Annotated in this window: 17 protein-coding genes; 6 read left to right on the top strand and 11 right to left on the bottom strand. The window is 38.0% G+C overall.

What is annotated here, in order from left to right:
• Positions 1-17: 17 nt before the first annotated feature.
• Complete coding sequence (locus UXI14_RS14880; RefSeq protein ID WP_277899163.1) at positions 18-3,212, bottom strand: TonB-dependent receptor; 3,195 nt, start codon at positions 3,210-3,212, stop codon at positions 18-20.
• Positions 3,213-3,569: 357 nt separating this feature from the next.
• Here UXI14_RS14880 and UXI14_RS14875 point away from each other — a divergent pair, with 357 nt between their 5' ends.
• The gene (locus UXI14_RS14875; protein ID WP_277899164.1) at positions 3,570-4,466 is read left to right on the top strand and encodes a DUF72 domain-containing protein; all 897 of its coding nucleotides are present in this window, start codon (positions 3,570-3,572) and stop codon (positions 4,464-4,466) included.
• Between the two features lie 96 nt (positions 4,467-4,562).
• Here UXI14_RS14875 and UXI14_RS14870 read toward each other — a convergent pair whose 3' ends face one another.
• The 4 genes from UXI14_RS14870 to UXI14_RS14855 form a co-directional block, all read right to left on the bottom strand.
• A complete protein-coding gene (locus UXI14_RS14870; RefSeq protein WP_277899165.1) occupies positions 4,563-5,855 on the bottom strand; it encodes a mechanosensitive ion channel domain-containing protein in 1,293 nt (430 codons plus the stop codon).
• A gap of 53 nt (positions 5,856-5,908) precedes the next feature.
• The gene (locus UXI14_RS14865) at positions 5,909-8,167 is read right to left on the bottom strand and encodes a transglycosylase domain-containing protein (protein WP_277899166.1); all 2,259 of its coding nucleotides are present in this window, start codon (positions 8,165-8,167) and stop codon (positions 5,909-5,911) included.
• Between the two features lie 135 nt (positions 8,168-8,302).
• On the bottom strand, positions 8,303-9,166 hold the full coding sequence (locus UXI14_RS14860) for an RNA polymerase sigma factor RpoD/SigA (RefSeq protein ID WP_335966804.1): 864 nt from the start codon (positions 9,164-9,166) through the stop codon (positions 8,303-8,305).
• A 211-nt stretch (positions 9,167-9,377) separates the two neighbouring features.
• Positions 9,378-9,806 (bottom strand): peptidylprolyl isomerase, encoded by a 429-nt coding sequence (locus UXI14_RS14855; RefSeq protein WP_277899168.1) that lies wholly within the window; start codon positions 9,804-9,806, stop codon positions 9,378-9,380.
• 257 nt (positions 9,807-10,063) lie between these two features.
• Between UXI14_RS14855 and UXI14_RS14850 the strand changes: the two genes are divergently transcribed.
• Positions 10,064-11,569 (top strand): DEAD/DEAH box helicase family protein, encoded by a 1,506-nt coding sequence (locus tag UXI14_RS14850; protein WP_277899169.1) that lies wholly within the window; start codon positions 10,064-10,066, stop codon positions 11,567-11,569.
• A 59-nt stretch (positions 11,570-11,628) separates the two neighbouring features.
• Here UXI14_RS14850 and UXI14_RS14845 read toward each other — a convergent pair whose 3' ends face one another.
• The 4 genes from UXI14_RS14845 to UXI14_RS14830 form a co-directional block, all read right to left on the bottom strand.
• Positions 11,629-12,690, bottom strand: a complete 1,062-nt coding sequence (locus UXI14_RS14845; RefSeq protein WP_277899171.1) for a VWA domain-containing protein — start codon at positions 12,688-12,690, stop codon at positions 11,629-11,631.
• A 161-nt stretch (positions 12,691-12,851) separates the two neighbouring features.
• Entirely contained in the window at positions 12,852-14,276 is a 1,425-nt protein-coding gene (locus tag UXI14_RS14840) for an L-serine ammonia-lyase (protein ID WP_335966803.1), read from the bottom strand.
• Positions 14,277-14,422: 146 nt separating this feature from the next.
• Positions 14,423-14,872, bottom strand: a complete 450-nt coding sequence (locus UXI14_RS14835; protein ID WP_277899173.1) for a hypothetical protein — start codon at positions 14,870-14,872, stop codon at positions 14,423-14,425.
• Between the two features lie 82 nt (positions 14,873-14,954).
• Entirely contained in the window at positions 14,955-15,521 is a 567-nt protein-coding gene (locus UXI14_RS14830) for a Crp/Fnr family transcriptional regulator (protein ID WP_335966802.1), read from the bottom strand.
• A gap of 232 nt (positions 15,522-15,753) precedes the next feature.
• On the opposite strand from UXI14_RS14830, the gene dnaK reads away from it, so the two are divergent.
• Positions 15,754-17,676 (top strand): molecular chaperone DnaK, encoded by a 1,923-nt coding sequence (gene dnaK / locus UXI14_RS14825; RefSeq protein ID WP_335966801.1) that lies wholly within the window; start codon positions 15,754-15,756, stop codon positions 17,674-17,676.
• 505 nt (positions 17,677-18,181) lie between these two features.
• Here dnaK and recQ read toward each other — a convergent pair.
• Together recQ and UXI14_RS14815 are read right to left on the bottom strand one after the other, a co-directional pair.
• Complete coding sequence (recQ, locus tag UXI14_RS14820) at positions 18,182-20,290, bottom strand: DNA helicase RecQ (protein ID WP_277899175.1); 2,109 nt, start codon at positions 20,288-20,290, stop codon at positions 18,182-18,184.
• 95 nt (positions 20,291-20,385) lie between these two features.
• The gene (locus UXI14_RS14815; RefSeq protein ID WP_277899176.1) at positions 20,386-20,940 is read right to left on the bottom strand and encodes a GNAT family protein; all 555 of its coding nucleotides are present in this window, start codon (positions 20,938-20,940) and stop codon (positions 20,386-20,388) included.
• A 37-nt stretch (positions 20,941-20,977) separates the two neighbouring features.
• Between UXI14_RS14815 and UXI14_RS14810 the strand changes: the two genes are divergently transcribed.
• The 3 genes from UXI14_RS14810 (at position 20,978) to UXI14_RS14800 (ending at position 24,327) form a co-directional block, all read left to right on the top strand.
• Positions 20,978-21,403 carry a hotdog fold thioesterase gene (locus UXI14_RS14810; RefSeq protein ID WP_277899177.1) on the top strand — a complete coding sequence of 142 codons (426 nt, stop codon included), beginning with the start codon at positions 20,978-20,980 and terminating at the stop codon, positions 21,401-21,403.
• Positions 21,404-21,405: 2 nt separating this feature from the next.
• Entirely contained in the window at positions 21,406-22,482 is a 1,077-nt protein-coding gene (locus tag UXI14_RS14805) for an isochorismate synthase (protein WP_277899178.1), read from the top strand.
• A 72-nt stretch (positions 22,483-22,554) separates the two neighbouring features.
• A complete protein-coding gene (locus UXI14_RS14800; protein WP_277899179.1) occupies positions 22,555-24,327 on the top strand; it encodes a 2-succinyl-5-enolpyruvyl-6-hydroxy-3-cyclohexene-1-carboxylate synthase in 1,773 nt (590 codons plus the stop codon).
• The last annotated feature ends 16 nt before the right edge of the window (positions 24,328-24,343 follow it).

Here is a 24,343-nt window from a genome sequence, read left to right as displayed (position 1 = left end):
TTTTTTAGTGTACATAATTAAAATATTACATTAAGTCCAAACAACAATTGTCTTTGGTTAGGATAGGCACCTTCATCGATACCAAAGTTTACAGATCCCCCAGATATTTCCGGATCAAGTCCAGAATAAGAGGTAATTGTAAAAGCATTTACCATTTGTGCGTACAAACGTAGCTTGGTAAGGTGTATTTTATCAAGAATTGATGACGGTAACGAATACCCTAATTGCATTTGTTTTGCCCTTAAATAAGAGCCGTCTTCTACAAAATATGAGTTAGGGACACCCGCTGTACTAGTAGACCCAGTAGTTTCTTGAATTGGAGCCCTGGCATTATGGTTATCTGGTGTCCAAGAATCGTACAAAGCTGTTTTACTTTTAGCTCCTTGAAACGAACTATAGAAATCGGTCCACCAGCGTACATTGTTCCATATATCATTTCCTTGAGACCCATATAAGAACATACTAAAATCCCAATTTTTATATAATAATTCTATATTCAAACCATATGTAAAATCAGGATTTGGATTTCCAAGAAAAGTTCTGTCGTCAGCATTTACAATATTATCTCCGTTTGTATCTGCATATCTAAATCTACCTACGGCAACATCACTTTGATATGTAGCGTTAGCATTTCCAGTTGCGGCAACGGCATCGGCATTTGCTTGATCTATTTCTGCTTGGGAATTCCAGAACCCGTCTATTTGATATCCAAAAAATTGACTTATTGAATGTCCTTCGGCATTTCTAATAATTGAGCTACCGTTAAAACGTCTTCCTTCTAAATCAAAATACTGCAATTCATCGGTGATTCTTATAATTTCATTATCATAAGAAGTTAATGTCACTGATGTATTAAGTTTTAAATCTTTGGTTATGTTGAAGAAGGTAGAAATATCAATGTCAATACCACTATTTTTCATTTCTCCAACATTTATATATGGTACTGTTGCCGCGCCTACTGTAGCTGGCAAGTTTGGATTATATAAAAGGTCTTTTACTGTTTTTTTATAATAATCGGCTGTAATTTGCACGGAGTTGTTGAATAGTGAAGCATCTATACCAATATTTGTATTGATATTCTTTTCCCATTGCGCACCTGGATTTCCGATTCTTGATTGAGAAAACCCTTCTGATGTACCCTCATTACTACCGCCAATGGCATAATATGAACCTTGCTGATTTCCAAGGAAAGTTGTGAATGAGTTTTGTGGATCTACATTTAACTGGTTACCCATAGTACCATAACCACCTCTTATTTTAAGGTCGTTTAACCAATTAGTTTCCGGGAAAAAGCTTTCATTGGTTATGTTCCAACCAGCACTAAAGGCAGGGAACCAACCGTATTGATTTTCTAAAAACCGTGAGGATCCATCACGACGAATAGTAGCACTTACTAAATAACGATCACTAAAATTGTAGTCTAGTCTACCAAAAACCGATGCCAATTGATCCTGATATTTAAGACTGTAGTTTGTTTGCGTACCCGATCCAGTATCTAAGGTTACATAATCTGGGTCGAAAGAGAAGTAATTTTGAGTAGTACCACCAACTTCGCGCCCTTTGTTTTGATAGGCTTCAGTACCCAATAATACTGTTAAGTTATGCTTTTCATCAAATGAATTTTGATATTTAACGGTATTGGTCCATGTCCAATTAAAGTTGGTAGCAGCTCCTTCCGTATATTGGTTTACGGTTAAATTTTCAGAGTTTTCATATTCAGGAAACTGGAAAGAGTTAAAACTATCTGTAAAATATTGGCCTCCGAAACTGGTTCTAAAAGTAAAGTGCTTTAAAAAGTCAACTTCGGCAAAAACATTTCCGAAAATCCTTGAAGATACCCCTCTGTTATTTCGGGTCCTGTCCATAATAGCCACCGGGTTTTTAGCATTACCCAAACCACTACCAAAGGAACCGGCATAATTGCCCATAATATCATATACGGGAATAATAGGCTGATTTCTAAATGCCATCCCGATGCCACTTCCTTCTGTAAGGGCATCAATTTGTGGATTGTCACGAATGGTAAAACTCATATTTTCCCCAATACGAACATTTTTTCCAATATTGTAGGTAGCATTGGCTCTAATGGTATAACGTTTTAAGTATGTATTAATTAAAGTTCCTTCTTGGTTAAAGTAATTTAAAGAGAATAGATAGCTGCCTTGATCACTACCACTACTTACCGATAGGTTATGACTTTGAATACTGGCCGGACTAAAAATTTCCTGGAACCAATTGGTGCCTTGTTTGTTGGCGCGTACAATTCTATAAAAATCATTTACGTCTCCTGAATTTGTATAATTTGGATCGACATTATACAATGACTCATCTACTGAATTGGCCCCCACCGGTGCAATGTAATTTGGTAATACGGGATTGGCCCCGTCCCCATATTGATCACTGCTTGGGGATTCACCTGGATTGGTATTGCGTTGCGCTATCCAGTTTAAGTCGGCCATTTCTTGAGAATTTAAGATATTCCATGGGTTTCCACTTTGTACCATCTGTACTCCGTAGTAGGAGTCATAAGACACCTTCATCTTACCTTTACCTTTTTTTGTGGTAATAATGATAACTCCATTTGCAGCACGGGAACCATAGATTGAAGCTGAAGCCGCATCTTTAAGTACCTGCATGGTTTCTACATCATTTGGATTTAGATCACCAATTCCATCAGTGGGGATGCCATCTACAACATAAAGGGGGGTGTTGTTGCCAAAGGTGTTGGCCCCACGAATTTTTACCTGGGGGGCTTCCCCTGGTTGTCCACCTCCGGTAATTGTTACCCCGGAAACACGCCCTTGTAATTGATTGGTAACATCAGCAGAGGGCTGCTGTGTTAATTCTTCTGTATCTACTACAGAGATTGCTCCAGTTAAATCCTTTTTACGTTGGGTACCATAACCTACCACTACAATTTCATCCAGTGCTGTAACATCTGCAGAAAGGGTAACGTCGATTGTGGTTTGCCCATTAACGGGAATCTCTTGGTTTTGATATCCAATATAGGAATAAACCAAAGTAGCGTCTGCGCTTACGGTAATGGAATAGTTTCCGTCAAAATCGGTTGTTGTTCCATTTGTAGTTCCTTTTTCAACAACGTTCGCCCCGGGAATTGGTGTTCCGGTCTCGGCGTCGATAATTGTACCTGTAATTTGTTGTTGAAGATTTGTTGAGTTGTCTTTAATAAGACCTCCCTTGTTAGCATACATACTTACACTAAAAAGTGCAAATATTAAAGGGAAAAATAGCTGTTTGAAAGTTGTCAAATAGTTTTTCACACATTTAATTTTGGTTAGACAATATAGTTAGCAGAATTATGTTAATGAATTCATAATTCGGTTAAAATTAGCTAAAAATTAATCGAATATTAAAATTTTAATTAACTTTTTTGAGAAAAGAATATATAAAACGAGCAAAGACTGCTAATTTGATAATAGCATATAAACTATACATATAACTTAATGAAAAGCTAATAAAAAACTAATAAAAGATTATTTGAAGAATTGCAATTTTTGTAAATTGATTGCTACTATTATAGAATATATAAATTTAATTTTTTTGATGAAATGAAATTTGGAAAAGTAAATAATCCTGAAAATATAGATTTTAAGCTACCGAAAGATCATCCCGAGACCGAAGTAATCCTTAAAAAGAAAAAAACAAAAACCGCAAAATTAAAAGTGCATGTTGGTTGTGCAAAATGGAACAAGCAAGATTTAAAAGGTTTTTATCCAAGAGGCACAAAAGATGAGTTGTCGTATTACAGTTCTCAATTCAATTCAATTGAAATGAACTCTACTTTTTATAGGAATTTTCCAATCGATCAGTTTGATAAATGGTATGAAAAGGTACCAGCCGATTTTAAATTTTTTCCAAAAGTCAATCAAATGGTAAGCCATATGAAAAGGCTTATCGAACCTGAAAAATTTCTCCCAGAATACTTAGACGGTGTTTCGCATTTTAAAGACAAGTTAGGGACCATATTTTTGCAGATGCATAATAATTTTGGACCGAAAAACTTTGACCGTGTAATACATTTCATTGAACAATGGCCCAAAGAGTTTGGCCTAGCAGTTGAATTTAGGCATACAGATTGGTTTAACGACGAAAAAGTAGCTCAGGAATTATATCATTTATTAGAAGAAAACAATGTAACCAATGTACTTGTGGACACGGCCGGAAGACGAGATCTTTTACATATGCGTTTAACCACCAATGAAGCTTTTATAAGGTATGTAGGTGCCAATCACGCTACCGATTACGAGCGTCTTGACGATTGGGTGAATAGATTAAAGATTTGGCATGACGAAGGCCTTTCCAATATTAATTTTTTTGTGCATCAAAACTTGGAAAAAGAATCCCCTTTATTATCGGCTTATTTTATTAAAAAGCTAAATAAGGAATTGGGAACAGATTTAAAGATTCCTAAAACCAAAGATGGAGAAAATCCCAAGCTTTTTTAAAGCATACGGAGTATTGTATTATTGATCCGACATGTTAATGTAGCTCAATGATATAACAGTAAAGTTTATGGTTCAATCAATTTCAACAATAATCAATTAATTTGACTGGCGGTTCTTCATAAAATTCTGTAGGTCCGAACCGGAAGGACTTTCAAATATTTCAAGATCAAAATGTGGGACCGCTGCAATTATGTGCTCAAAAATATCTGCCATAATACGTTCGTAGTTTTCCCATCGCTTATCACTTGAAAAAACATAAATTTCAAGAGGGATCCCTTCGGGGGTAGGCGCCATATGACGGGTCATAATCATAAGGTCTTTATTTGTGGCCGAATGATTTTGCAGGTACAAATCGCAATATTTCCTAAAGACACCAAGGTTGGTTTGGTTCCTTCCGTTAACAATATTGAGGTCTTTGTCGTAGCCCTGTTCTGTATTGAACTTATTGATATCGCGTTGCCTGTGCTCAATATATTGCTGCACGGCCTGAATGCTCTGGAATTTTTTCAATTCTTCTTGTGAAAGGAATTTCACGCTCGACGCTTTTATAAAAATTGCCCTTTTAATACGCCTACCGCCACTTTCTTGCATTCCTCTCCAGTTTTTAAAAGAATCGGAAATAAGTGCGTAAGTTGGAATAGTGGTAATGGTATTATCGAAATTTCTAACTTTTACCGTTGCAAGGTTAATTTCAACTACATCGCCATCGGCCCCATATTTTTCCATGGTAATCCAATCGCCAATGCGTACCATGTCGTTGGTAGAAGTTTGTATGCTGGCAACAAAACCCAATATGGTGTCTCTAAAAACAAGCAATAAAATGGCCGATGCAGCACCCAGTGCGGTAATAAACTTTACAATGGAATAGCCGGTGAGTTCAGAAAAAATAAAAACAATTCCTATAAACCATATAAAAATAATAACAACCTGTGCATAACTATCCAAAGGCTTATCATAAAAACGGTCGGTGGTACGAAGGTAATTTTTTATGCTCCTTACAATACTCCTTAAAATAAATACAATAAGCAGTATTAAATAAATATCCGTAGCTTTTAAAAGAAAGGTCTCCAGTGTTGGGAAATCTACAAAAACATAGGGGATAAGGCGCTTGATTAATATAAAAGGAATGATGTGCGCAACAAACTTTGGAAAATTGCTCTTTACCAAATAATCATCAAAAGTTGTTTTGCTTTTGTTTGTAAAAGAATAAAAAAACTTAACCACAAAAGTCCTTAAAATAAGATCTATTACGTAAATAAAAACACCAACTACAAGAATATTGATTAATAAATTGATTTTTTGAGCGGTTCCCAATGCATATCCTTGATTTAACAACCAATCGTGAACGTGGCAACTAAGTTGGGTCAATAATTCCTCTTTATCTTCCATAAAGGTTTAATTAAGCGATACAAATTTAACATAAAAGAAGTGTAATAAAATAGTTACTTCTTGCTTTTAAATTTCCTGCTTTTCTTTTTATTTGGATTGTTGAACAATCTTTTAAAAAAACCATCGCGTTTTTCCGGGTTGCAATCAAGGCTTTCCAATATTTCTTTTGATGGAGTTTTAAATGTTGTTTGTGTAATGGCATCTAACTCTTTTTGTTTGTTCATTTTTTGCAACCATAAGCCAAATATAGGTAAGGCAGCATTAGCACCTTGCCCCATGGCCGTTGTTTTAAAGCCTATTTGGTGATTGTCCAGCCCAACCCAGGTTACGCTTACCAATGCCGGTGTAATGCCCACAAACCACGCATCCTTATTATTTTGGGTGGTACCTGTTTTTCCGGCTATATCGTTTTTTAGTCCATACGTACCCCGTAACCGGGTTGCTGTACCGCTATTAATTGTAGCTTTCATCATTTCCAGCATAACTTCCCTAGTGGTGTCAGAAATAGCTTTTTCGTTTTCTTCCGGTTTTTCGTGTTCCATCAAGACATTTCCATGATCGTCTTCTATTTTTGTTATAAAAAAGGGCGTAGCGGGAATTCCGTTATTTACGTATGAAGTATAGGCTTTTGCCATTTCCATGACGCTAACTTCTGCCGTACCCAAAGCTAACGAAGGAACTTCTGGCAGGGCAGAGGTAATGCCCATTTTTTGTGCCTGCAATATGGTATTTTTTATACCTGCTTTTTCCAGTACTTTTACGGCAATTGTGTTAATGGAATTGCTCAATGCGTATTCCATGGAATAGTTCATGTATTCTTCATCTTCGTCTTTTGAGGCATTTTCTGGGGTCCAGCCTTTTAGGTTTTCGTAAGAAACGGGCTCCACCGAAAAATACGTGCACGGGTCCAATCCATTTTCAATGGCAGTAGTGTAAACAAAAGGTTTAAAGGTAGACCCCACTTGGCGCTTACTTTGTATTACATGGTCGTATTTAAAAAACTCGTAGTCAATTCCGCCGACCCATGTTTGCAGGGCGCCATTTTTTGGGTTAACGGATACAAACCCACAATTTAAATATTTTAAATAATGTTTTAGGCTATCTACCGTACTCAAGTTTTGTTTAGAAATGCTATCCCATTCAAAAACTTTTATTTCTTTTTCTTTCTGAAGGGAATCCATAATCTGGGCGTCATTCAAGCTGGCATTGGCCAATTTTTTATAAGAAGTTGTTTTTTTCAGTGCAGTATTTATAAGAAGCTTGTTGGTAAGCCACGGAGCCTTTTCTCCATAACTTTCTTCAAATTGTTGCTGAAGCTTGCTTAAATGTTCTTTAATGGCTTCTTCGGCCAATTTTTGCATTTCATAATTAATAGTGGTATGTATTTTTAATCCGTCGGTATAAATATTTATGGTGGTATCTTTTTTCTGGTTGTACTCTTTCAGCCAATCTTTTAAATATAGCCTTACATGTTCCCTAAAATAAGGCGCCATGCCGTCGTTGTAGCTATATTGCTGGATGTCCAGTTTTAAGGTGTCTTTAGAAAGGGTATCGTATGCTTCTTCATCGAGGTATTTGTAGTTTTTCATTTGATAAAGCACTACGTTTCTCCGTTGCATGCTCCTTTTTGGAAATAATTTTGGATTGTAATAATAAGTGGCTTTTAACGAGCCCACGAGCGTAGCGGCTTCAACAATGGACAAATGCGATGCTGTTTTATTGAAAAAGTGTTTTGAGGCACTTTCTATTCCGTAGGTATTGTCGCTAAACGGAACCGTATTTAAATAGTGCAATAAAATTTCATCTTTTGAATATACATCTTCCAGCCTTTTGGCAATTATGGATTCTCTTAATTTATGCACAATTATTCCCAACGAGCCCAGGCTTTTTCTAGGGTATAGGTTCTTTGCCAACTGTTGGGTAATGGTGCTCCCGCCACCCGATGACTCGTCTTGGAGCAGGATTGTTTTAAAAAAAACACGAAGCAAACTTTTATTGTCCACGCCGTTGTGCTCGTAAAAACGGGCATCTTCTGTAGCTACAAGTGCATTGATAAGCGTTTCTGGAATACTGTCAAAAGGGATTGGCTGCCTGTCGTTTATGTACAGTTTCCCAATGAGCCTGCCGTCGTTTGACAATATTTCTGTGGCTTCGTTCAGGTTGAGTTCAGAAAGCTCCTTTTCAGAAGGAATATGCCCCCAGGCCCCTAAATACACACTTAATACAAAAACAATGATGAGTCCAAAAAAACTCGCCAAAGCGATGAGCAGTTGCTTTTTATATTTTTTTAAATAGGCTTTTATCTTATCCATAGATTACAAACAAACAATTTTTTTTAATGTCTTTTGGTTAAAGGTGTATTAAAGTTATGGTGAAGCCACTGCTTATGTATACGAAAAAAAATCCCGCTTGGATGAAGCGGGATATAAATTATTGATTAAAACTTTTTAGCCTAAATACATTTTTAAAATTTTACTTCTGGAATTATGGCGGAGTCTTCTAATGCCTTTTTCCCTGATCTGCCTAACGCGCTCCCTGGTAAGGTCGAATACATCGCCTATTTCTTCCAAGGTCATGGGCTGTTGGTCGCCAATGCCATAGTTTAGCCTGATTACATCGGCTTCACGGGTGGTAAGCGTTTCCAGGGCACGGTTTATTTCAATGTTTAAGGAATCGTGCAACAGGTCTTTGTCCGGGTTAGGGGACTCGCCAGAGCGGACCACATCGTACAAATTGGATGTTTCCCCTTCTTTTAAAGGGGCGTCCATGGAAAGGTGCCTTCCCGAATTCCGCATGGACTGTTTTACGTCCTTAACGGTCATGTCCAGTTCTTTTGCGATCTCTTCGGCCGAAGGGGCCCTTTCGTGCTCTTGTTCCAGAAAAGAGTATGCTTTATTGATTTTATTGATGGACCCAATTTTATTAAGCGGCAGCCTTACTATTCTCGACTGCTCTGCCAATGCCTGTAAAATAGATTGGCGTATCCACCAAACTGCATACGATATAAATTTAAAACCACGGGTTTCATCAAACCTTTTGGCAGCTTTTACCAAGCCCAAATTGCCTTCGTTGATAAGGTCGGGCAATTTAAGCCCTTGATTTTGATATTGTTTTGCAACCGAAACCACAAAGCGTAAGTTAGCTTTTGTTAACTTTTCTAGGGCAACCTGATCGCCTTCACGGATACGCTGTGCCAATTCTACTTCTTCATCGGCAGTAATCATATCAATCTTGCTTATATCTTGCAAATACTTATCTAAAGATTTCGACTCGCGGTTGGTTACCTGCTTTATAATTTTAAGTTGTCTCATGTATTTTTTTCTATAAATTGATAATAACCTAGCATTAATAACATTTTTTTTCCAGAAAAGCAAATACAACTCCCTTTTAATGTCTTAAAACCCTGTTTTTTAGGATAATTTTAAGATTTACGGGCATGTTTTTTCCTTTAGGAAGAAGCTATTACAAAAAAACGCCTGAGAAATAAATCATCAGGCGTTTGTTATTAAGTGGATTAAAAAACTATTTAATCTCCAATACTTCAATTTCAAAGGTAAGGTCTTTTCCTGCCAATGGATGGTTGGCATCTACTACAATCGACGCGTCTTTTACATCGGCAACCACCAATTGTATTTCTCTTCCGTCAGGAGTTCTGGAAACAAGCCCCATTCCTTTTTTTGGTTCTATGTTTTCTGGAAGTTCTGCTTTAGGGATTTCCTGGAACAATTCTTCCCTTATGTCACCATAAGCTTCTGCAGAAGGAATATTGATAGTCTTCTTTTCGTTAACCGACATGTTTAAAATTCCGTTTTCAAACCCGGGGATTAATTGTCCCTGACCAAGCGTGAATTCCAATGGTTCTCTTTCCAGTGAACTGTCAAAAACTTGACCGTCCTCCAATTTTCCCGTGTAATGAACTTTAACTGTGTCGTTTTCCTTTACTTGACTCATATATACATTTTAATTATTGCCAGCATTTTTGCGGGCTTGAGTTTTTAATAAAGTGCGAAGCTAGGATAAATATATGGAACGACCATAGCGATTATGTTAAGTATTGTATAAAAGCTTCATTTCCAGTGATTTTTGATTTTTAGGCTGAAAAAAAAGCCACTTCTTTGTTAATCTTGTGTTTATCTCTGTCGAAAATTTCACTTTAAGGATAAAACTAGCTAAATTTGCCCGTTTAACCATTTACCTAAAAAGAAAGCATGTTTGCGATTGAAGAAGAAGAAAAAAAGGAGCTCTACGATTATCAAAAAGGGGCAATAGACGAGATTTTTGATCGTATACATAACAAGCCGCATAATTACCACCTTTTGTACCAATTGCCAACAGGTGGGGGGAAGACAGTTATTTTTTCTGAAATTGTACGAAGGTATATTCAGGAAAACAATAAAAAAGTGGTGGTGCTTACGCATAGAATAGAACTAAGTAAGCAAACCTCCAAAATGCTGCGTGGCTTTAACGTCAAAAATAAGGTTATAAACAGCAAGGTTAAGGAATTGCCCGACCAAAAGGACTATATGTGCTTTGTTGCCATGGTAGAAACCTTAAAAAACAGGCTGAACGACAACAAGCTGGAGATAGAAGACGTAGGTCTTGTAATAATAGATGAGGCGCATTACAATTCTTTTAGAAAACTATTGTCTTATTTTAAAAACAGTTTTATCCTTGGTGTTACCGCAACCCCGTTGAGCTCGAATATAAAGCTTCCCATGAAGGATAATTACAATGAGCTGATTATCGGGGAAGCCATAAAGACACTTATCGACAAGGGTTTTTTGGCAAAAGCCGATACCTTTTCGTTTGATGTGGGTCTTGGGACCTTAAAAATTGGTATCAATGGCGATTATACGGTAAAATCTTCAGAGGCACTGTATTCAAACCTGGAAATGCAGGAAAAGCTGCTGCATGCATACGAAGAAAAGGCCAAAGGGACCAAAACCCTTATTTTTAACAACGGGATTAACACATCTTGGTATGTTTACGAAATGTTCAGGGAAGCCGGTTATCCGGTGAGGCATTTAGATAATACGCACAGCAACAAAGAGCGTAAGGCAATTTTGAAATGGTTTAAAAACACGCCCGATGCTATTTTAAGTTCGGTAAGTATTTTAACCACTGGCTTTGACGAGCCATCTGTAGAGACCATTATTTTAAACCGTGCCACGCGGTCGCTAACACTTTATTTTCAAATGATAGGCCGTGGTTCGCGCGTGTTGCCAAATAAAAATAAGTTTAAAGTGATAGATTTGGGCAATAACGTTGCCCGGTTTGGTTTATGGAGCGAGCCGGTAGACTGGCAGCACATTTTTAGGTATCCCGATTTTTATTTGGAAAACATTAAGGACGACGAAGAAATTGAAAGCAATTTTGTTTACGAAATGCCGCCAAAACTCCGTGAAAAATTTAAAAATACTGCCGATGTTTCTCTTAATATTGAAGAAATTTATGATGAAACTATTAAAAAAGGATTGCGTTCTAAAGTAATATTGGAACGTTCTTTGACACAGCACACCAAAATGTGCGTTGACAATAGTGATGATGCATACGAGGCGAGAATGCTGGCAATGGAGCTAAAAGAGGATATAGACAGCCGTATAAAAAGATACTCGTATTGTATAAGCAAAAGCACCAAGAATTATAGAGATTGGCTGGCGGAAGACTATTTTAGAAAACTCAGGATGAATATCGTAAAAGAATATCAATCATAAAAAAAGAGCCTTTTTAAAAGGCTCTTTTTTTGCTTTTAAGTGTTATTAAATAATAAGTTTTATTTACATCCTCCGGTAAACCCGGTAGCGTCAAACTCTGTTTGGATGGCGCCTTGCTCTTCACCGCGCTTGGCTTGGATAACCAGCTGGTTAACACCGCTTCCGTCTCGTTTCGGACTACAGTATTCAAATAGGTAATAACTATTGGCTTGTCCTGCAACATTTTCAGAGATATCCTGAAAAGTATCTTCCAGCTCTTCTTTGTTGCTGGCAAATGCACTTCCGGTTTTACCAATTTGAGTCAGGACATTCTCGTCGATTTCATTACCAAGGCCAATGGTGAAAAAAGAAATATTCTCGTCGGCATTTTTTACTTTATTAATGGCATCGCTTTCGCTATAACGGGCAGCCTGATCGGTTCCATCGGTAAAAACAACTACAGATGATGCTGCCAAGATATCAAGTTCTTCGTTTTCCTGGAGTATTCCCGTTGCTATATCGGTAGATTTTATAACCGCACCGTACAAATCGGTAGATGGGTCTTGACTTATGTCGCTTGTTATGCTGTCGATTGCGGTCGTTAACGCTGCACGGTCTGATGTTAATGCGTTTAATTCGTGCAGTTCATCGCTTCCGTCGAACCAATAAATGGCCATTTTAAATTTTTCATCAGGAGTAGCGGGCATTACTTCTTCAACAAAACTAACCGATGCAGTTTTTAATTCTTCTAAACTGGAACTTAATACACTGTTACTTAAATCGAGTACAAGAAGCGTATTTGTATTGAATATTTGCGAATTAGGGGAAATCCTCCCGTTTGATTCGGAAGGCGATATAGGCTTGTAGCAATTATCGTTTCGTCCTTTTTCGTAGATGCTAAAATTGTTTGCCGTTAAGTTTGATACCGGTTCGCCTTCAAGTGTATTCACCTTAAAAAATACCGAAACCTTACCGGGAAGTGTAGTATAAGTATCTTGAATAGACAGTTTTAGCTGTGGGTCTCCAAGCCCGAGGCAATCATCTACATCCGGACCGGAAGCAAAATCGTCATCAGAAGAACCACAAGCAGTAAACATGGTTACAATACATAAAACACTCAATATAGTTTTAAATAATTTCATAAATGTTATCTTTTTATTGTTATTGGGATAAACGCTTCAAAAGGATTAAAATTATATTACAATACCAAATGTTTTAGCTTTTTGTTAGGATTTTGGCCACTTTATTAAAGAGATAGGGGGATTAAAATAAATGCATTTTCCTATCAATTCCCGATATACAATCAGCAATCGCTTAAATGCACGCCAACGGCCAGACCGCCCTCGGAGGTTTCTTTATATTTCGAGTTCATGTCTTTGGCAGTCTCCCACATGGTATTTACTACTTTGTCTAATGGTACCTTGGCATTTTTTGGGTCGGTATCCAGTGCCAGTTCGGCAGCATTAATTGCTTTTATGGCACCCATGGAATTGCGTTCAATGCACGGTACCTGCACGAGTCCGCCAATGGGGTCGCAGGTCAATCCCAAATGGTGTTCCATGGCAATTTCTGCGGCCATGAGCACTTGTTCGGGGGTTCCTCCCAATAATTCTGTTAAGGCTCCCGCGGCCATTGCCGAGGATACGCCAATTTCTGCCTGACACCCGCCCATGGCAGCCGAAATGGTGGCTCCTTTTTTAAAGATGCTCCCTATTTCCCCGGCAACCAAAAGGAATTTTTTTATCTCATTAAATCCTGCGTTATGGTTTTCAATAACCAGGTAATACATTAAAACAGCAGGAATAACCCCGGCACTTCCATTGGTTGGAGCCGTTACAACCCTGCCTAGCGAAGCATTTACTTCGTTAACGGCAATGGCAAAACAACTTACCCATTTAAGAATTTGCCTGAATTTAACTTCGGTTTTTCTTATAGCTTCCAACCATTCCTGAGGCGATGAATAGGGTACATTGCCCATTAAGCGCTGGTGGGTGTCGTATACGCGTCGGCGTACATTGAGCCCGCCGGGAAGGTTACCTTCCGTATGGCAACCCGTATGCATGCATTCCAGCATTGTATTCCAAATACGCAATAGTTCCCGGTCTATTTCAATATCTGTCCTGAGCGACCGCTCGTTTTCCAAAACAATATCAGAAATATTGGCATTTTCCTGTTGGCAATACACAAGTAATTCTGTTCCTTTTTGGGTGGGAAAGGGAAATGTTTTAAGGGTCTTGAGATTTTCCTTGGCATGGATTAATTCTTCTTTGACCACAAAACCACCGCCAATGGAATAATAGGTTTCTGTAATCGTTTTTCCAGAACTCAGTCTTGCTTCAAAAGTGAGCCCGTTTGCATGGAAAGGAAGAAATTCCCGGTGAAAAACAATGTTTTCCTTATAATTAAAAGGTAAAATCTTTTCATTGTTAAAACTTAAACTGCCTTCACTTTTAATTTTTGCAACAATACCATTAATGTCCTCAATAGGGATGTATTCAGGATCGGCACCCGAAAGGCCCAAAAGGATGGCCAAGTCGGTAGCATGCCCTTTTCCGGTTAGGGAAAGCGAGCCGTATACATGAACGGTAATTGCAGACACTTGTTTAAAATGTCCCATTTCCTTTAGCTCCGCAATCCATCTTTCGGCGGCTCTCCATGGTCCTAAAGTATGAGAACTGGAAGGGCCCACGCCAATTTTAAGCATATCAAAAACACTTATGCACTCCATGAACGAAAACGTTTTAGCGATGGCAAATATACATTTTGTTACCGAAGTTAAAAGTATAAATGTTTAAAGTTGTTGATTGGTTAATATTAAATTTAAATGAAGGTTACCTTAAAAAAATGTCAAAAGTAATTTCCAGTAGTTTAACCCTACCTTAAACTGGAAAAATAAACCCATACAATAAAGAATAGCTGTAATGGAACCCTAAACCAAAGATAAGTTAGTCCGTTTCCATTGTATTCCCCGGTTTGGTAATTTATATGGTTTAGGGCCGCATAGATATTGGCCGGCAAAACCAGAACAAAAAAAGCTATTAACATCCAGCCAACGATAATTCTATATTGGGGAAATAACAGTCCGATTGCCAAGCATATTTCCATAATGCCTGTTAATATTACAATTTCAAACCTGTACGGAATAAAATCAGGCAACATTTGTTGCATGCCCTTGCCAAAAGCAAAATGGCCGATTGCGGTAAAAACCAGCATAAGGGTCATTGCAATTCGTGCAGCCAATTTATAATCGATATGCCGATGTATTAATTTAAGTAGTAAAGCGGAAAACAAAAAAGAGCCTATGAGTACAATTAGCGGTTTCATTGATTGTTTTTTTAAGATGAATTTTTCAAAAAAGGTTTCTGCAAAGTTCCAATCTTTCCACGCTTTTCACAATGAACCCAAGTTAAGAAATACGCTTTCTTATCCGACTTAAAGCTTGTGGGGTAATTCCAATATACGATGCAATATATTTTAGCGGAATCTGTTTAATTAATTCCGGCCTGTCTAAAAAAAGACTTAAATACCTTTCTTCCGCAGTATTTTTCAACAGTGAAATTTCCCGTTTGGATTTTTTCAGAAACAAGTCTTCACCTGCAATCCTGCCAATGGTATTTCCAATTTGTGTTGTTTGGTATATTTCCTGAAGGTCATTGTACGTTAACCGCCAGAGAACCGTTGCTGTAATGGTTTCCACATTGTAAGTGGAAAGGGTCTGCGTTAAAAAAGAATCGTATGCACTTACAAACGAATTCGCAAATGAAAAACTAAAGGTAAGGTCGTTGTCTATTTTTGGTATATAGAAGCGCACAATACCTTTTTCAATAAAAGAAAGAGAGGTTTCTATATTCCCCCTTTTTAAAATAACGGATTTTTTGGGGTATTCCATCCGCTTTAATTTCGAGGCAAATAGCTGCCAATCTGCATCGGTAATGGAAACGTTTTTTTCAAACTGTTTTCTAATTTCTTCCAAGGCCATTTTTTATAGGGTTCAACTTAATACCATATGGATGTTTATCGATAACAAAATTAGTATAAAAACAATTGGTGTCAGCATACGTGCGTTCCATGGGCAATGTTTACACGGGGCCTTGGCGTGGTTCATTTTGTTTATGACAGTTTGTCATTTTTTTAGGCATGGCATAAAGATTGACTTTTACAAACCGAATTAAAAAAGATTTTTCAAACACTATAAAAACATAAACATGAGTAAAATTATTGGAATTGACTTAGGTACAACCAACTCTTGTGTTTCCGTAATGGAAGGGAACGAGCCAGTAGTTATACCTAATGCCGAAGGAAAAAGAACGACTCCCTCTGTAATTGCTTTTGTTGAAGGCGGCGAGATTAAAGTTGGCGACCCGGCCAAACGTCAAGCCGTGACCAACCCAAATAAAACTATTTATTCGATTAAACGTTTTATGGGGAACAAATTCTCGGAGTCTCAAAGAGAAGCAGACAGAGTACCTTATAAAGTAACCAAAGGAGATAACGACACACCACGTGTGGACATAGACGGACGTTTGTATACACCACAGGAATTATCGGCAATGATCCTTCAAAAAATGAAGAAAACCGCCGAAGATTATTTGGGTCAGGATGTAACGCAAGCGGTTATTACCGTACCAGCATATTTTAACGATTCGCAACGTCAGGCAACCAAGGAAGCCGGTGAAATTGCAGGCTTAAAGGTAGAAAGAATTATTAATGAGCCTACCGCGGCTGCATTGGCTTACGGGCTGGACAAAAAAGGAGAAGACCAGAAAATAGTGGTTTTCGATTTTGGTGGTGGTACGCACGACGTTTCCATCCTTGAGCTGGGAGACGGCGTTTTTGAAGTATTGGCAACCGATGGCGATACCCATTTGGGCGGTGATGATGTTGATGAAAAAATTATAGATTGGTTGGCCGAAGAATTTAAAGCCGATGAAGATATAGACTTAAGGAAAGATTCTATTGCATTGCAACGATTAAAAGAAGCTGCCGAAAAGGCTAAAATTGAATTGTCATCTGCAAATCAAACCGAAATCAATTTACCATATGTTACCGCTACCGCAAGCGGACCAAAACACTTGGTGAAAACATTGAGCAGGTCTAAATTTGAACAATTAATAGCCGACTTGGTAGAAAAAACCATCAAACCTTGCGAAAAAGCATTGAAAAGTGCTGGACTTTCAAAAAGCGATATTGATGAAGTAATTTTGGTAGGTGGGTCTACAAGAATCCCTGCCGTACAAGAAGCAGTAGAAAAATTCTTTGGCAAAAAACCGTCCAAAGGAGTTAACCCAGACGAAGTAGTTGCCGTTGGGGCCGCTATTCAAGGTGGGGTACTAACCGGGGACGTTAAAGATGTATTGTTGCTAGATGTAACCCCGCTTTCTTTGGGAATCGAGACCATGGGCGGCGTAATGACCAAGTTAATCGAGGCCAATACAACCATTCCTTCAAAAAAATCGCAAGTGTTCTCTACAGCCGCAGACAATCAGCCTTCTGTAGAAATACACGTACTTCAGGGAGAGAGACCAATGGCCACAGACAATAAAACCATTGGACGTTTTCACCTTGACGGAATTCCGCCAGCACCAAGAGGGGTGCCTCAAATTGAAGTAACCTTCGATATTGACGCAAACGGGATTATAAATGTTTCTGCTAAGGATAAAGGAACCAATAAAGAACAAAATATCCGTATCGAGGCTTCTTCAGGTTTAACCGAAGAAGAAATCGATAAAATGAAGAAAGAAGCAGAAGCCAATGCCGATGCCGACAAAAAAGCCAAAGAGAAAGTAGATAAGCTTAACGAAGCCGATGCCATGATCTTCCAAACTGAAAAACAGTTGAAAGAGTTTGGCGATAAATTATCGGCAGATAAGAAAAAGCCTATTGAAGATGCTTTGGAAGAATTGAAGAAAGCATACGAATCTAAAGAAGTAGACACCATTCAACCTGCTTTGGACAAAATTAACGAGGCTTGGAAAGTAGCTTCAGAAGAAATGTACAAAGCACAGGCCGAAGCCCAGCAAAACGGTGGTGCGGCTCCAGGTGGCGATGCCCAAGGAAACGCAAATGCCGGAGGCGATGCCAAAGAAGGCGAAGATGTACAGGATGTAGACTTCGAAGAAGTGAAGTAAGCACTGATACAAATTCAATAAATAAAAAAATCCCGGGTTTTAGCCCGGGATTTTTTTATTTCAAATAGATTCTTCCTATTTGAGCAACCAGCCACACAAATACACCTAGTATTGTGGCGTACAATCCAATTGGAATAAGAACTTCAATCACCTTTTCGACATTTAAATATTTTCGGGGTAAAAGTATATAAACCCTTATAAATAATGAAAAAAGTGACTACATCAATTTTGTGTAATACAAATCTTACAAAAATAACAAAATGAAATACATTAGGTTTAGGGGAGAACGGGTTATTTATTACTTTTTTTAAGCATGAAAATACCAATCTCTTTGATCAACCATATTACAATTCCTAAAACAGCAGCTAATTTTCCAATCAGAATTAAAAAATGTCCTGAATCCATGTCTATATAATTTATCATTGCAATACTATGATGATAAATATGTGGAAAGGTTGCTTAAGGGATTTACAATTATTTTTTATTTAACAGCCAAGATAGTTTATTAAACGTTCTCTTTGTCTTTAAGTAGGGTTAGGCAAACACGGATGGTCCAATAATCTATGGCCTCCTCAAAATATTCGTAATATGGTTTTAGTTGCTCGGGATTTTTCAATACCTTTTTTGCTTTTTCTATGGCCTTGAGGTCTGCTTTATTGATGTATTTTATAAGATTTATATCTTTTCCCTGTTCGTATAGGGTAATAAGGTGCGAGTAAATGGTGGTTGTGCTTAACGACCTTTTTTGGGCAATTTCTTCTATAGAAAAGCCTTCTTGGTACAGTTCAAGGGTTTTAAGATGGGTGTTTCCCTTTTTTTGCTCTTTTTTCTTTGTTTTCTCTTTATTGAAAGCTATTATTTCTTTAATAAACTGATACCCGTAATTTTCCAGTTTGCGTTTACCAACCCCGCTAATTTGCATAAATTCTTCATCTGTAAGAGGACGTTCTTTTTCAATTTCTTTTAAAGTGGCATCATTAAAAATTAAATAGGCGGGAATATCTTCTTCCCTTGCAATTTCCAACCGCAACTTCCGTAAACGTTCAAACAAACTGTTTTTGGTAGTTTGATTGGTACTGGTTTCATTGCTGGCAGTAATTTTATCGGTAGGTTTTGTAAGCGCCACTTTTTGCGCTTCGAATAATACTTTTTTGGCACTTGGGGTTAATTTTAGTGCATTGTGCTCATGGAATGCAATCTCAAGGTACCCAAGGTTTACCATTTGTACAATGTAATGTTGCCAGTCCCGCCATGAGATATTGTTGCCAATTCCATAGGTTTTAACGTGCTGGTAATCTTTTTCCAGCACATGTTGGTTATGCGAGCCCCTCAATACATCAATTACAGGTCCGATGCTTTCCAGCTCCTTGAGGCGGGCAACGCACGACAATGCTTTTTGGGTAAGTATGGTTGCATCAAAAAATTGTGGCGGGTTTTTGCATACATCGCAATTTCCGCAATCTTCCTCTAAAAATTCGCCAAAATAACTCAACAGGATTTTCCGGCGGCAGGAAAGGGCATCGGCATATTGTTTCATACGTTCCAGCTTGGCAAGCTGAACTTCTTGATTGCCACTGGTATTTGCAAAATTTTGCAACTGTACCACATCGGCATAACTATGAAAAAGAAGCGTTTTAGATGGAAGTCCATCCCTTCCGGCACGACCTATTTCTTGATAATAACCTTCTATATTTTTGGGCAGGTTGTAGTGTATTACCCAACGAACGTTCGATTTGTCAATACCCATGCCAAAGGCAATGGTGGCACAAACAATCGCTACGGTGTCATTAATAAAGCCTTCTTGAATTTTAGACCGTTGCGCATGTTGTAAGCCTGCATGGTATGCTTCGGCATTAAAGCCTGCTTTTTGTAGTTTATTGGCAATGGTTTCGGTGGTTTTTCTGCTAAGGCAATATATAATCCCGCTTTGGTTGGGCTTGGTTTTTATAAAATTCACAATTTGTTCCATCCGTTTGTTTCCCGGACGTACTTCTAAACTTAGGTTTTTCCGGTCGAAAGATGCCACAAACTTTTTTGCTTTCGGAATATTGAGCTGTTCTAAAATATCTTCACGCGTGGCCTTATCGGCAGTGGCGGTCAAGGCTATAACGGGGGTAGAAGAGAAGCGGTTTTTTAAGTGCCCCAATTGTGTATATGCAGGCCTAAAATCGTGTCCCCATGCCGAGATGCAATGGGCTTCGTCTACGGCAAACAGCGAAACTTTTATCTTGTTAAAGATGTTTTCAAGTAGCGATAAGCTTTCTGGCGCAACATACAGCAACTTTATTTTATTAGTTTCTAATTGTGCATAAATATCGTGTTGCTCTTCGGGGGTCTGACTGCTATTGAAATAGCGGGCCGAAATACCGTTTATGTTCAGTCCGTCCACTTGATCTTTCATTAAGGCAATCAACGGGGAAATTACAATGGTTACCCCGTCCATTAAAATAGCGGGAAGTTGATAACAAATGGATTTACCGCCACCGGTTGGCATAATTACCAGGCAATCTTCCCCTTTTAGAACAGTATTAATGATTTCTTTTTGAAGTGGCCTAAAAGTATCATAACCAAAAAAATCTTTTAACGATTTGTAAACAGTAGCTTCATTTGTCATAGGCTACAAAGAAAAGCAATACCGGACAATCCTTAAAGTACGAATGCAAAAGAATTCCTTAAAAAGACTATTTGTAAGAATTAGAAAGCAATAATTTAGTTACTTTTCTTAATCCATTCTTCTTTTAATATTCCGTAGCAACAGGTATTACGTTTAAAACCATTGATTAAGTAAACATTTTTACGCAAAATGCCTTCTAGTTTTGCACCGAGTTTTTCAACTGCTTTTCTGGAACGAATGTTTCTTTCGTCTATCCTAAATTCCACCTTTTCAAAATTCATCTTAAAAAAGGCATAGTCCAGCATTAATTGCTTCATTGCCGTATTCAAGCCATTCCCGTGAAAGTCACGTCCAATCCATGTGGCACCAATGTGCAACACTTTATTTTCCCAGTCTATGTTCATGTAGCGGGTGCTTCCGGCATAGCGGTCCGTCCTTTTGTCAAGAATTATAAATGGAACGGCTTCGTTTTTTCTGGCAAGATCGATGGCGGTCTGTACATATTCAATAAGGGCCTGCAATGTGGAAATGTTTGAAGGGGAATATTGTAATAAATCTTTTTCTGAAGAAATGGCATATAAATTTTTGTAATTCTCCATGGTAAGCGGGGAAAGTTTTACAATTTCGTTTTCAAGGGTCGGTATATTCATTGCGGTTGTTGTATTTTTACGTTTCAAAAGTAGAGATATGAATGCTGATAAAGAAAAAATTTTATCAATCATTACAGAGCGGTGCAAAAAGACGCTCATGGAAACGCTTAACATTGAGTATACCGAGCTTGGCGAAGACTATTTAATTGCCAAAATGCCGGTTACGCCCAAGGTTCACCAACCAGATGGGGTGCTGCACGGAGGGGCAATGGTGGCATTGGCCGAAAGTGTTGGCAGTGCCGCATCGTACATTTTTTTAAATACTTCCGAGTTTTTTGTCAGGGGCATAGAAATTTCTGCAAATCATGTAAAAAGTATTCGCGAAGGCGAAGTTTTTGCCAAGGCAACAATTATTCATAAGGGAAGGACCACGCAGTTATGGGAAATCAAGATTACCGATAAAGACGGAAATCTGGTATCGGTTTCAAAACTTACCACCATTGCTTTACCAAAAGAAAAATAGAGATGAAGTTAGCTTCCGAAGCATTTTTTGATAAAATAAAAAAGCAACATAAAGAGCAAAAGCCATTTGTAATATATAATAAGCCAAACATTAATAAAATAAGCGGGTTATTGCAATTAACCAATGATGTATTTTATACTGAAAAATACACAAAGGAGGGGTTTGTTTTTGTACCTTTTAGCAATAGCGAAAAAAGCATACTTATTCCAAGGGAAAATTCCCAAGCGATGGAATGCGGGCATAATTTCTCCAATGAGGAACAACAATTGGACGGTGTTTTGTTGAAGAAAGAAAGTTTAAAAGAAAAAAAACACATGGCTCTGGTAGAAAATGCAGTTTCCACCATTAAGCAAACGGCCTTGCAAAAGGTGGTTTTATCGCGTACCAAAGAAATAGAACTCCCTACTTTTAATTTTATTTTGGTTTTTAAAAAGCTTGTGCAAAAATATCCAAATGCTTTTTGTTATGTTTGGTATCATCCCGAAATAGGGCTCTGGCTTGGCGCCACACCCGAGGTACTATTGGTTGCTGAAGACAGGGCGTTTAAAACCATGGCATTGGCAGGTACTCAAAAATATAATGGGAAAATGGACGTTGAGTGGGGTGATAAGGAAAAAACAGAACAGGAGCTGGTTACTGAATCTATTCTTGAAAATTTGAAAAAAATCTGTCCTAAAATAGAAGTATCCGAAGTAAAAACGATAAAAGCGGGGCCATTGCTGCATTTAAAAACAGATATACGTGGCAAAGCCAATACCGGTAATATTGGGGATATTGTTGCTTGTTTGCACCCAACGCCGGCCGTTTGCGGACTCCCAACCGAGTTGGCAAAAGATTTTATTTTGAAGGAAGAAGGCTACAACAGGGCTTATTATACGGGGTTTTTAGGAGAACTGAATTTTAAAGAAGATACCAAAAAAATAACATCCCTTTTTGTAAACTTAAGGTGCATGCAATATACAGAAGGGAAATTAATTATATATGTTGGCGGGGGGATTACCAAAGACTCTGATGCTCAATTGGAATGGCTGGAAACCGAAAATAAATCCCGGACTATGCTCGACGCCTTGTTGAAATAAATCCTTCTTTTTAATGCGGAGCACACATAATTGAGTATTTTTGTGTATATAAAATCACCTTAGTTTATTTTAATGAAGTATTCTAGCATACCTTTAGCACAGACCGTTTCGGCCTTGTGCAAAGCCAAAGGAATTGAACATATCATTATTTCTCCGGGCAGTAGAAACGCCCCGCTTACCATAAGTTTTACAGAGGACCCATATTTTAAAACATACAGTATTGTAGATGAAAGAAGCGCCGCTTTTTTTGCACTGGGAATCGCCCAGCAACTAAAAAAACCGACTGCGGTGTTGTGCACATCGGGCTCTGCATTGTTGAATTATTATCCGGCAATTTCCGAAGCGTTTTATAGCGATATTCCGTTGGTGGTATTATCGGCCGACAGGCCTTCTTACAAAATAGATATTGGCGACGGGCAAACCATCCGTCAAGACAATGTATACGAAAGGCATATTTTGTATTCAGCAAATTTAAAACAGGATTTACGTGAAGAAGATATGGCAATTTCTGGCGATGGGAAGAACAAACCTTTAATGGAGGCACAGATTGGCCCTGTTAAACTTCAGCAGGCAATACAAAAAGAAAACGAAGAAGAAATCAACAAGGCGTTGAATATTGCTTTTGAAGAAAGTGGGCCTGTCCATTTAAATATTCCTTTTGAAGAGCCTTTGTACCATAAAACCGGGACGCAGTTTGTGTTTCCAGAAAATAATATGCCCAAAATAAAAAGGGAAAAACTTTCTGCTGAAGTTTTAAATCCTTACGTAGACATATGGAACAAAGCACAAAGGAAAATGATTTTGGTTGGTGTAAATGCGCCAGATTGTGTCGAGAAAGTATTTTTGGAGCAATTGGCCCAAGATCCATCGGTATTGGTATTTACCGAAACTACGTCCAATTTACACCACTCCAATTTTTTCCCCAACATAGACAAAATTATAGCTCCAATTGAAAAACTGGAAAATGCCCATGAGTTCTTCAGGGAATTGCAACCGGAAGTGCTGCTTACTTTTGGCGGGATGGTAGTTTCAAAAAAAATAAAGGCCTTTCTTAGAAAGTATCGGCCAAAGCACCATTGGCATATCGATGCAAAAAAGGCATACAATACATATTACTGTTTGGAAAGGCATTTTAAGACCACCCCAAATTTATTTTTTCAGGATTTTTTAAAGGAAGTAACACCTGTTAAAAGCGACTTTCAGACCAAATGGTTAAAAATAAAGGCAAAAAGGAGCAATGCCCACAAAGAATATATTACACAGATACCATTTTCTGATTTTAAGGTATACGAACGCGTGTTAAAAACCATTCCAGAAAATTACCAACTTCAATTAAGCAACAGTTCTACCATTCGTTATGCGCAATTATTTCAGCTTCACGAGAAGTTGCAGGTATTCTGTAACCGTGGCACCAGCGGAATTGACGGAAGTTCGAGCACGGCGGTCGGGGCAGCTTCAGCAACAAACAACCCAACCATATTGATTACCGGGGACTTAAGCTTTTTTTACGATTCTAATGCACTTTGGAACAATTATATAAGGCCAGACTTTAGAATAATTGTTATAAATAATGGGGGTGGGGGCATTTTTAGGATTCTGCCAGGCGATAAAAATTCAGAAAATTTTGATAATTATTTTGAAACCACGCACAATCTAAATGCAAAAGGACTTTGCAGTACATATGGATTTGAATATAAGTCTGTTGACTGCGAAACCGATTTGGAATCCAGTATAAAGCACTTATATAAAAAATCGTCTAAGCCATGTTTGTTGGAAATTTTTACCCCAAGGAAAATGAATGATGAAATTTTACTCAATTATTTTACTTTTTTGAGCAAAAATTAATATTTTTAAGCATCAT

Origin of the sequence: Galbibacter sp. PAP.153, from assembly GCF_037029175.1 — a bacterium.
Classification (GTDB): domain Bacteria; phylum Bacteroidota; class Bacteroidia; order Flavobacteriales; family Flavobacteriaceae; genus Galbibacter; species Galbibacter pacificus.
Note: the sequence above shows the minus strand (reverse complement) of the source record. Positions and strands in the feature narration are given on the sequence as shown.

What these genes read in the sequence shown, in the direction of transcription:
- UXI14_RS14805 (WP_277899178.1), top strand. Translation starts at nt 21,406, where the DNA reads ATGAAGTTAGCTTCCGAAGCATTTTTTGATAAAATAAAAAAGCAACAT.
- UXI14_RS14800 (WP_277899179.1), top strand. Translation starts at nt 22,555, where the DNA reads ATGAAGTATTCTAGCATACCTTTAGCACAGACCGTTTCGGCCTTGTGC.
- UXI14_RS14855 (WP_277899168.1), bottom strand. Translation starts at nt 9,806, where the DNA reads ATGAGTCAAGTAAAGGAAAACGACACAGTTAAAGTTCATTACACGGGA.
- UXI14_RS14870 (WP_277899165.1), bottom strand. Translation starts at nt 5,855, where the DNA reads ATGGAAGATAAAGAGGAATTATTGACCCAACTTAGTTGCCACGTTCAC.
- UXI14_RS14860 (WP_335966804.1), bottom strand. Translation starts at nt 9,166, where the DNA reads ATGAGACAACTTAAAATTATAAAGCAGGTAACCAACCGCGAGTCGAAA.
- dnaK (WP_335966801.1), top strand. Translation starts at nt 15,754, where the DNA reads ATGAGTAAAATTATTGGAATTGACTTAGGTACAACCAACTCTTGTGTT.
- UXI14_RS14845 (WP_277899171.1), bottom strand. Translation starts at nt 12,690, where the DNA reads ATGAAATTATTTAAAACTATATTGAGTGTTTTATGTATTGTAACCATG.
- UXI14_RS14835 (WP_277899173.1), bottom strand. Translation starts at nt 14,872, where the DNA reads ATGAAACCGCTAATTGTACTCATAGGCTCTTTTTTGTTTTCCGCTTTA.
- UXI14_RS14815 (WP_277899176.1), bottom strand. Translation starts at nt 20,940, where the DNA reads ATGAATATACCGACCCTTGAAAACGAAATTGTAAAACTTTCCCCGCTT.
- UXI14_RS14880 (WP_277899163.1), bottom strand. Translation starts at nt 3,212, where the DNA reads ATGTATGCTAACAAGGGAGGTCTTATTAAAGACAACTCAACAAATCTT.
- UXI14_RS14810 (WP_277899177.1), top strand. Translation starts at nt 20,978, where the DNA reads ATGAATGCTGATAAAGAAAAAATTTTATCAATCATTACAGAGCGGTGC.
- UXI14_RS14865 (WP_277899166.1), bottom strand. Translation starts at nt 8,167, where the DNA reads ATGGATAAGATAAAAGCCTATTTAAAAAAATATAAAAAGCAACTGCTC.
- UXI14_RS14875 (WP_277899164.1), top strand. Translation starts at nt 3,570, where the DNA reads ATGAAATTTGGAAAAGTAAATAATCCTGAAAATATAGATTTTAAGCTA.
- UXI14_RS14850 (WP_277899169.1), top strand. Translation starts at nt 10,064, where the DNA reads ATGTTTGCGATTGAAGAAGAAGAAAAAAAGGAGCTCTACGATTATCAA.
- recQ (WP_277899175.1), bottom strand. Translation starts at nt 20,290, where the DNA reads ATGACAAATGAAGCTACTGTTTACAAATCGTTAAAAGATTTTTTTGGT.
- UXI14_RS14840 (WP_335966803.1), bottom strand. Translation starts at nt 14,276, where the DNA reads ATGGAGTGCATAAGTGTTTTTGATATGCTTAAAATTGGCGTGGGCCCT.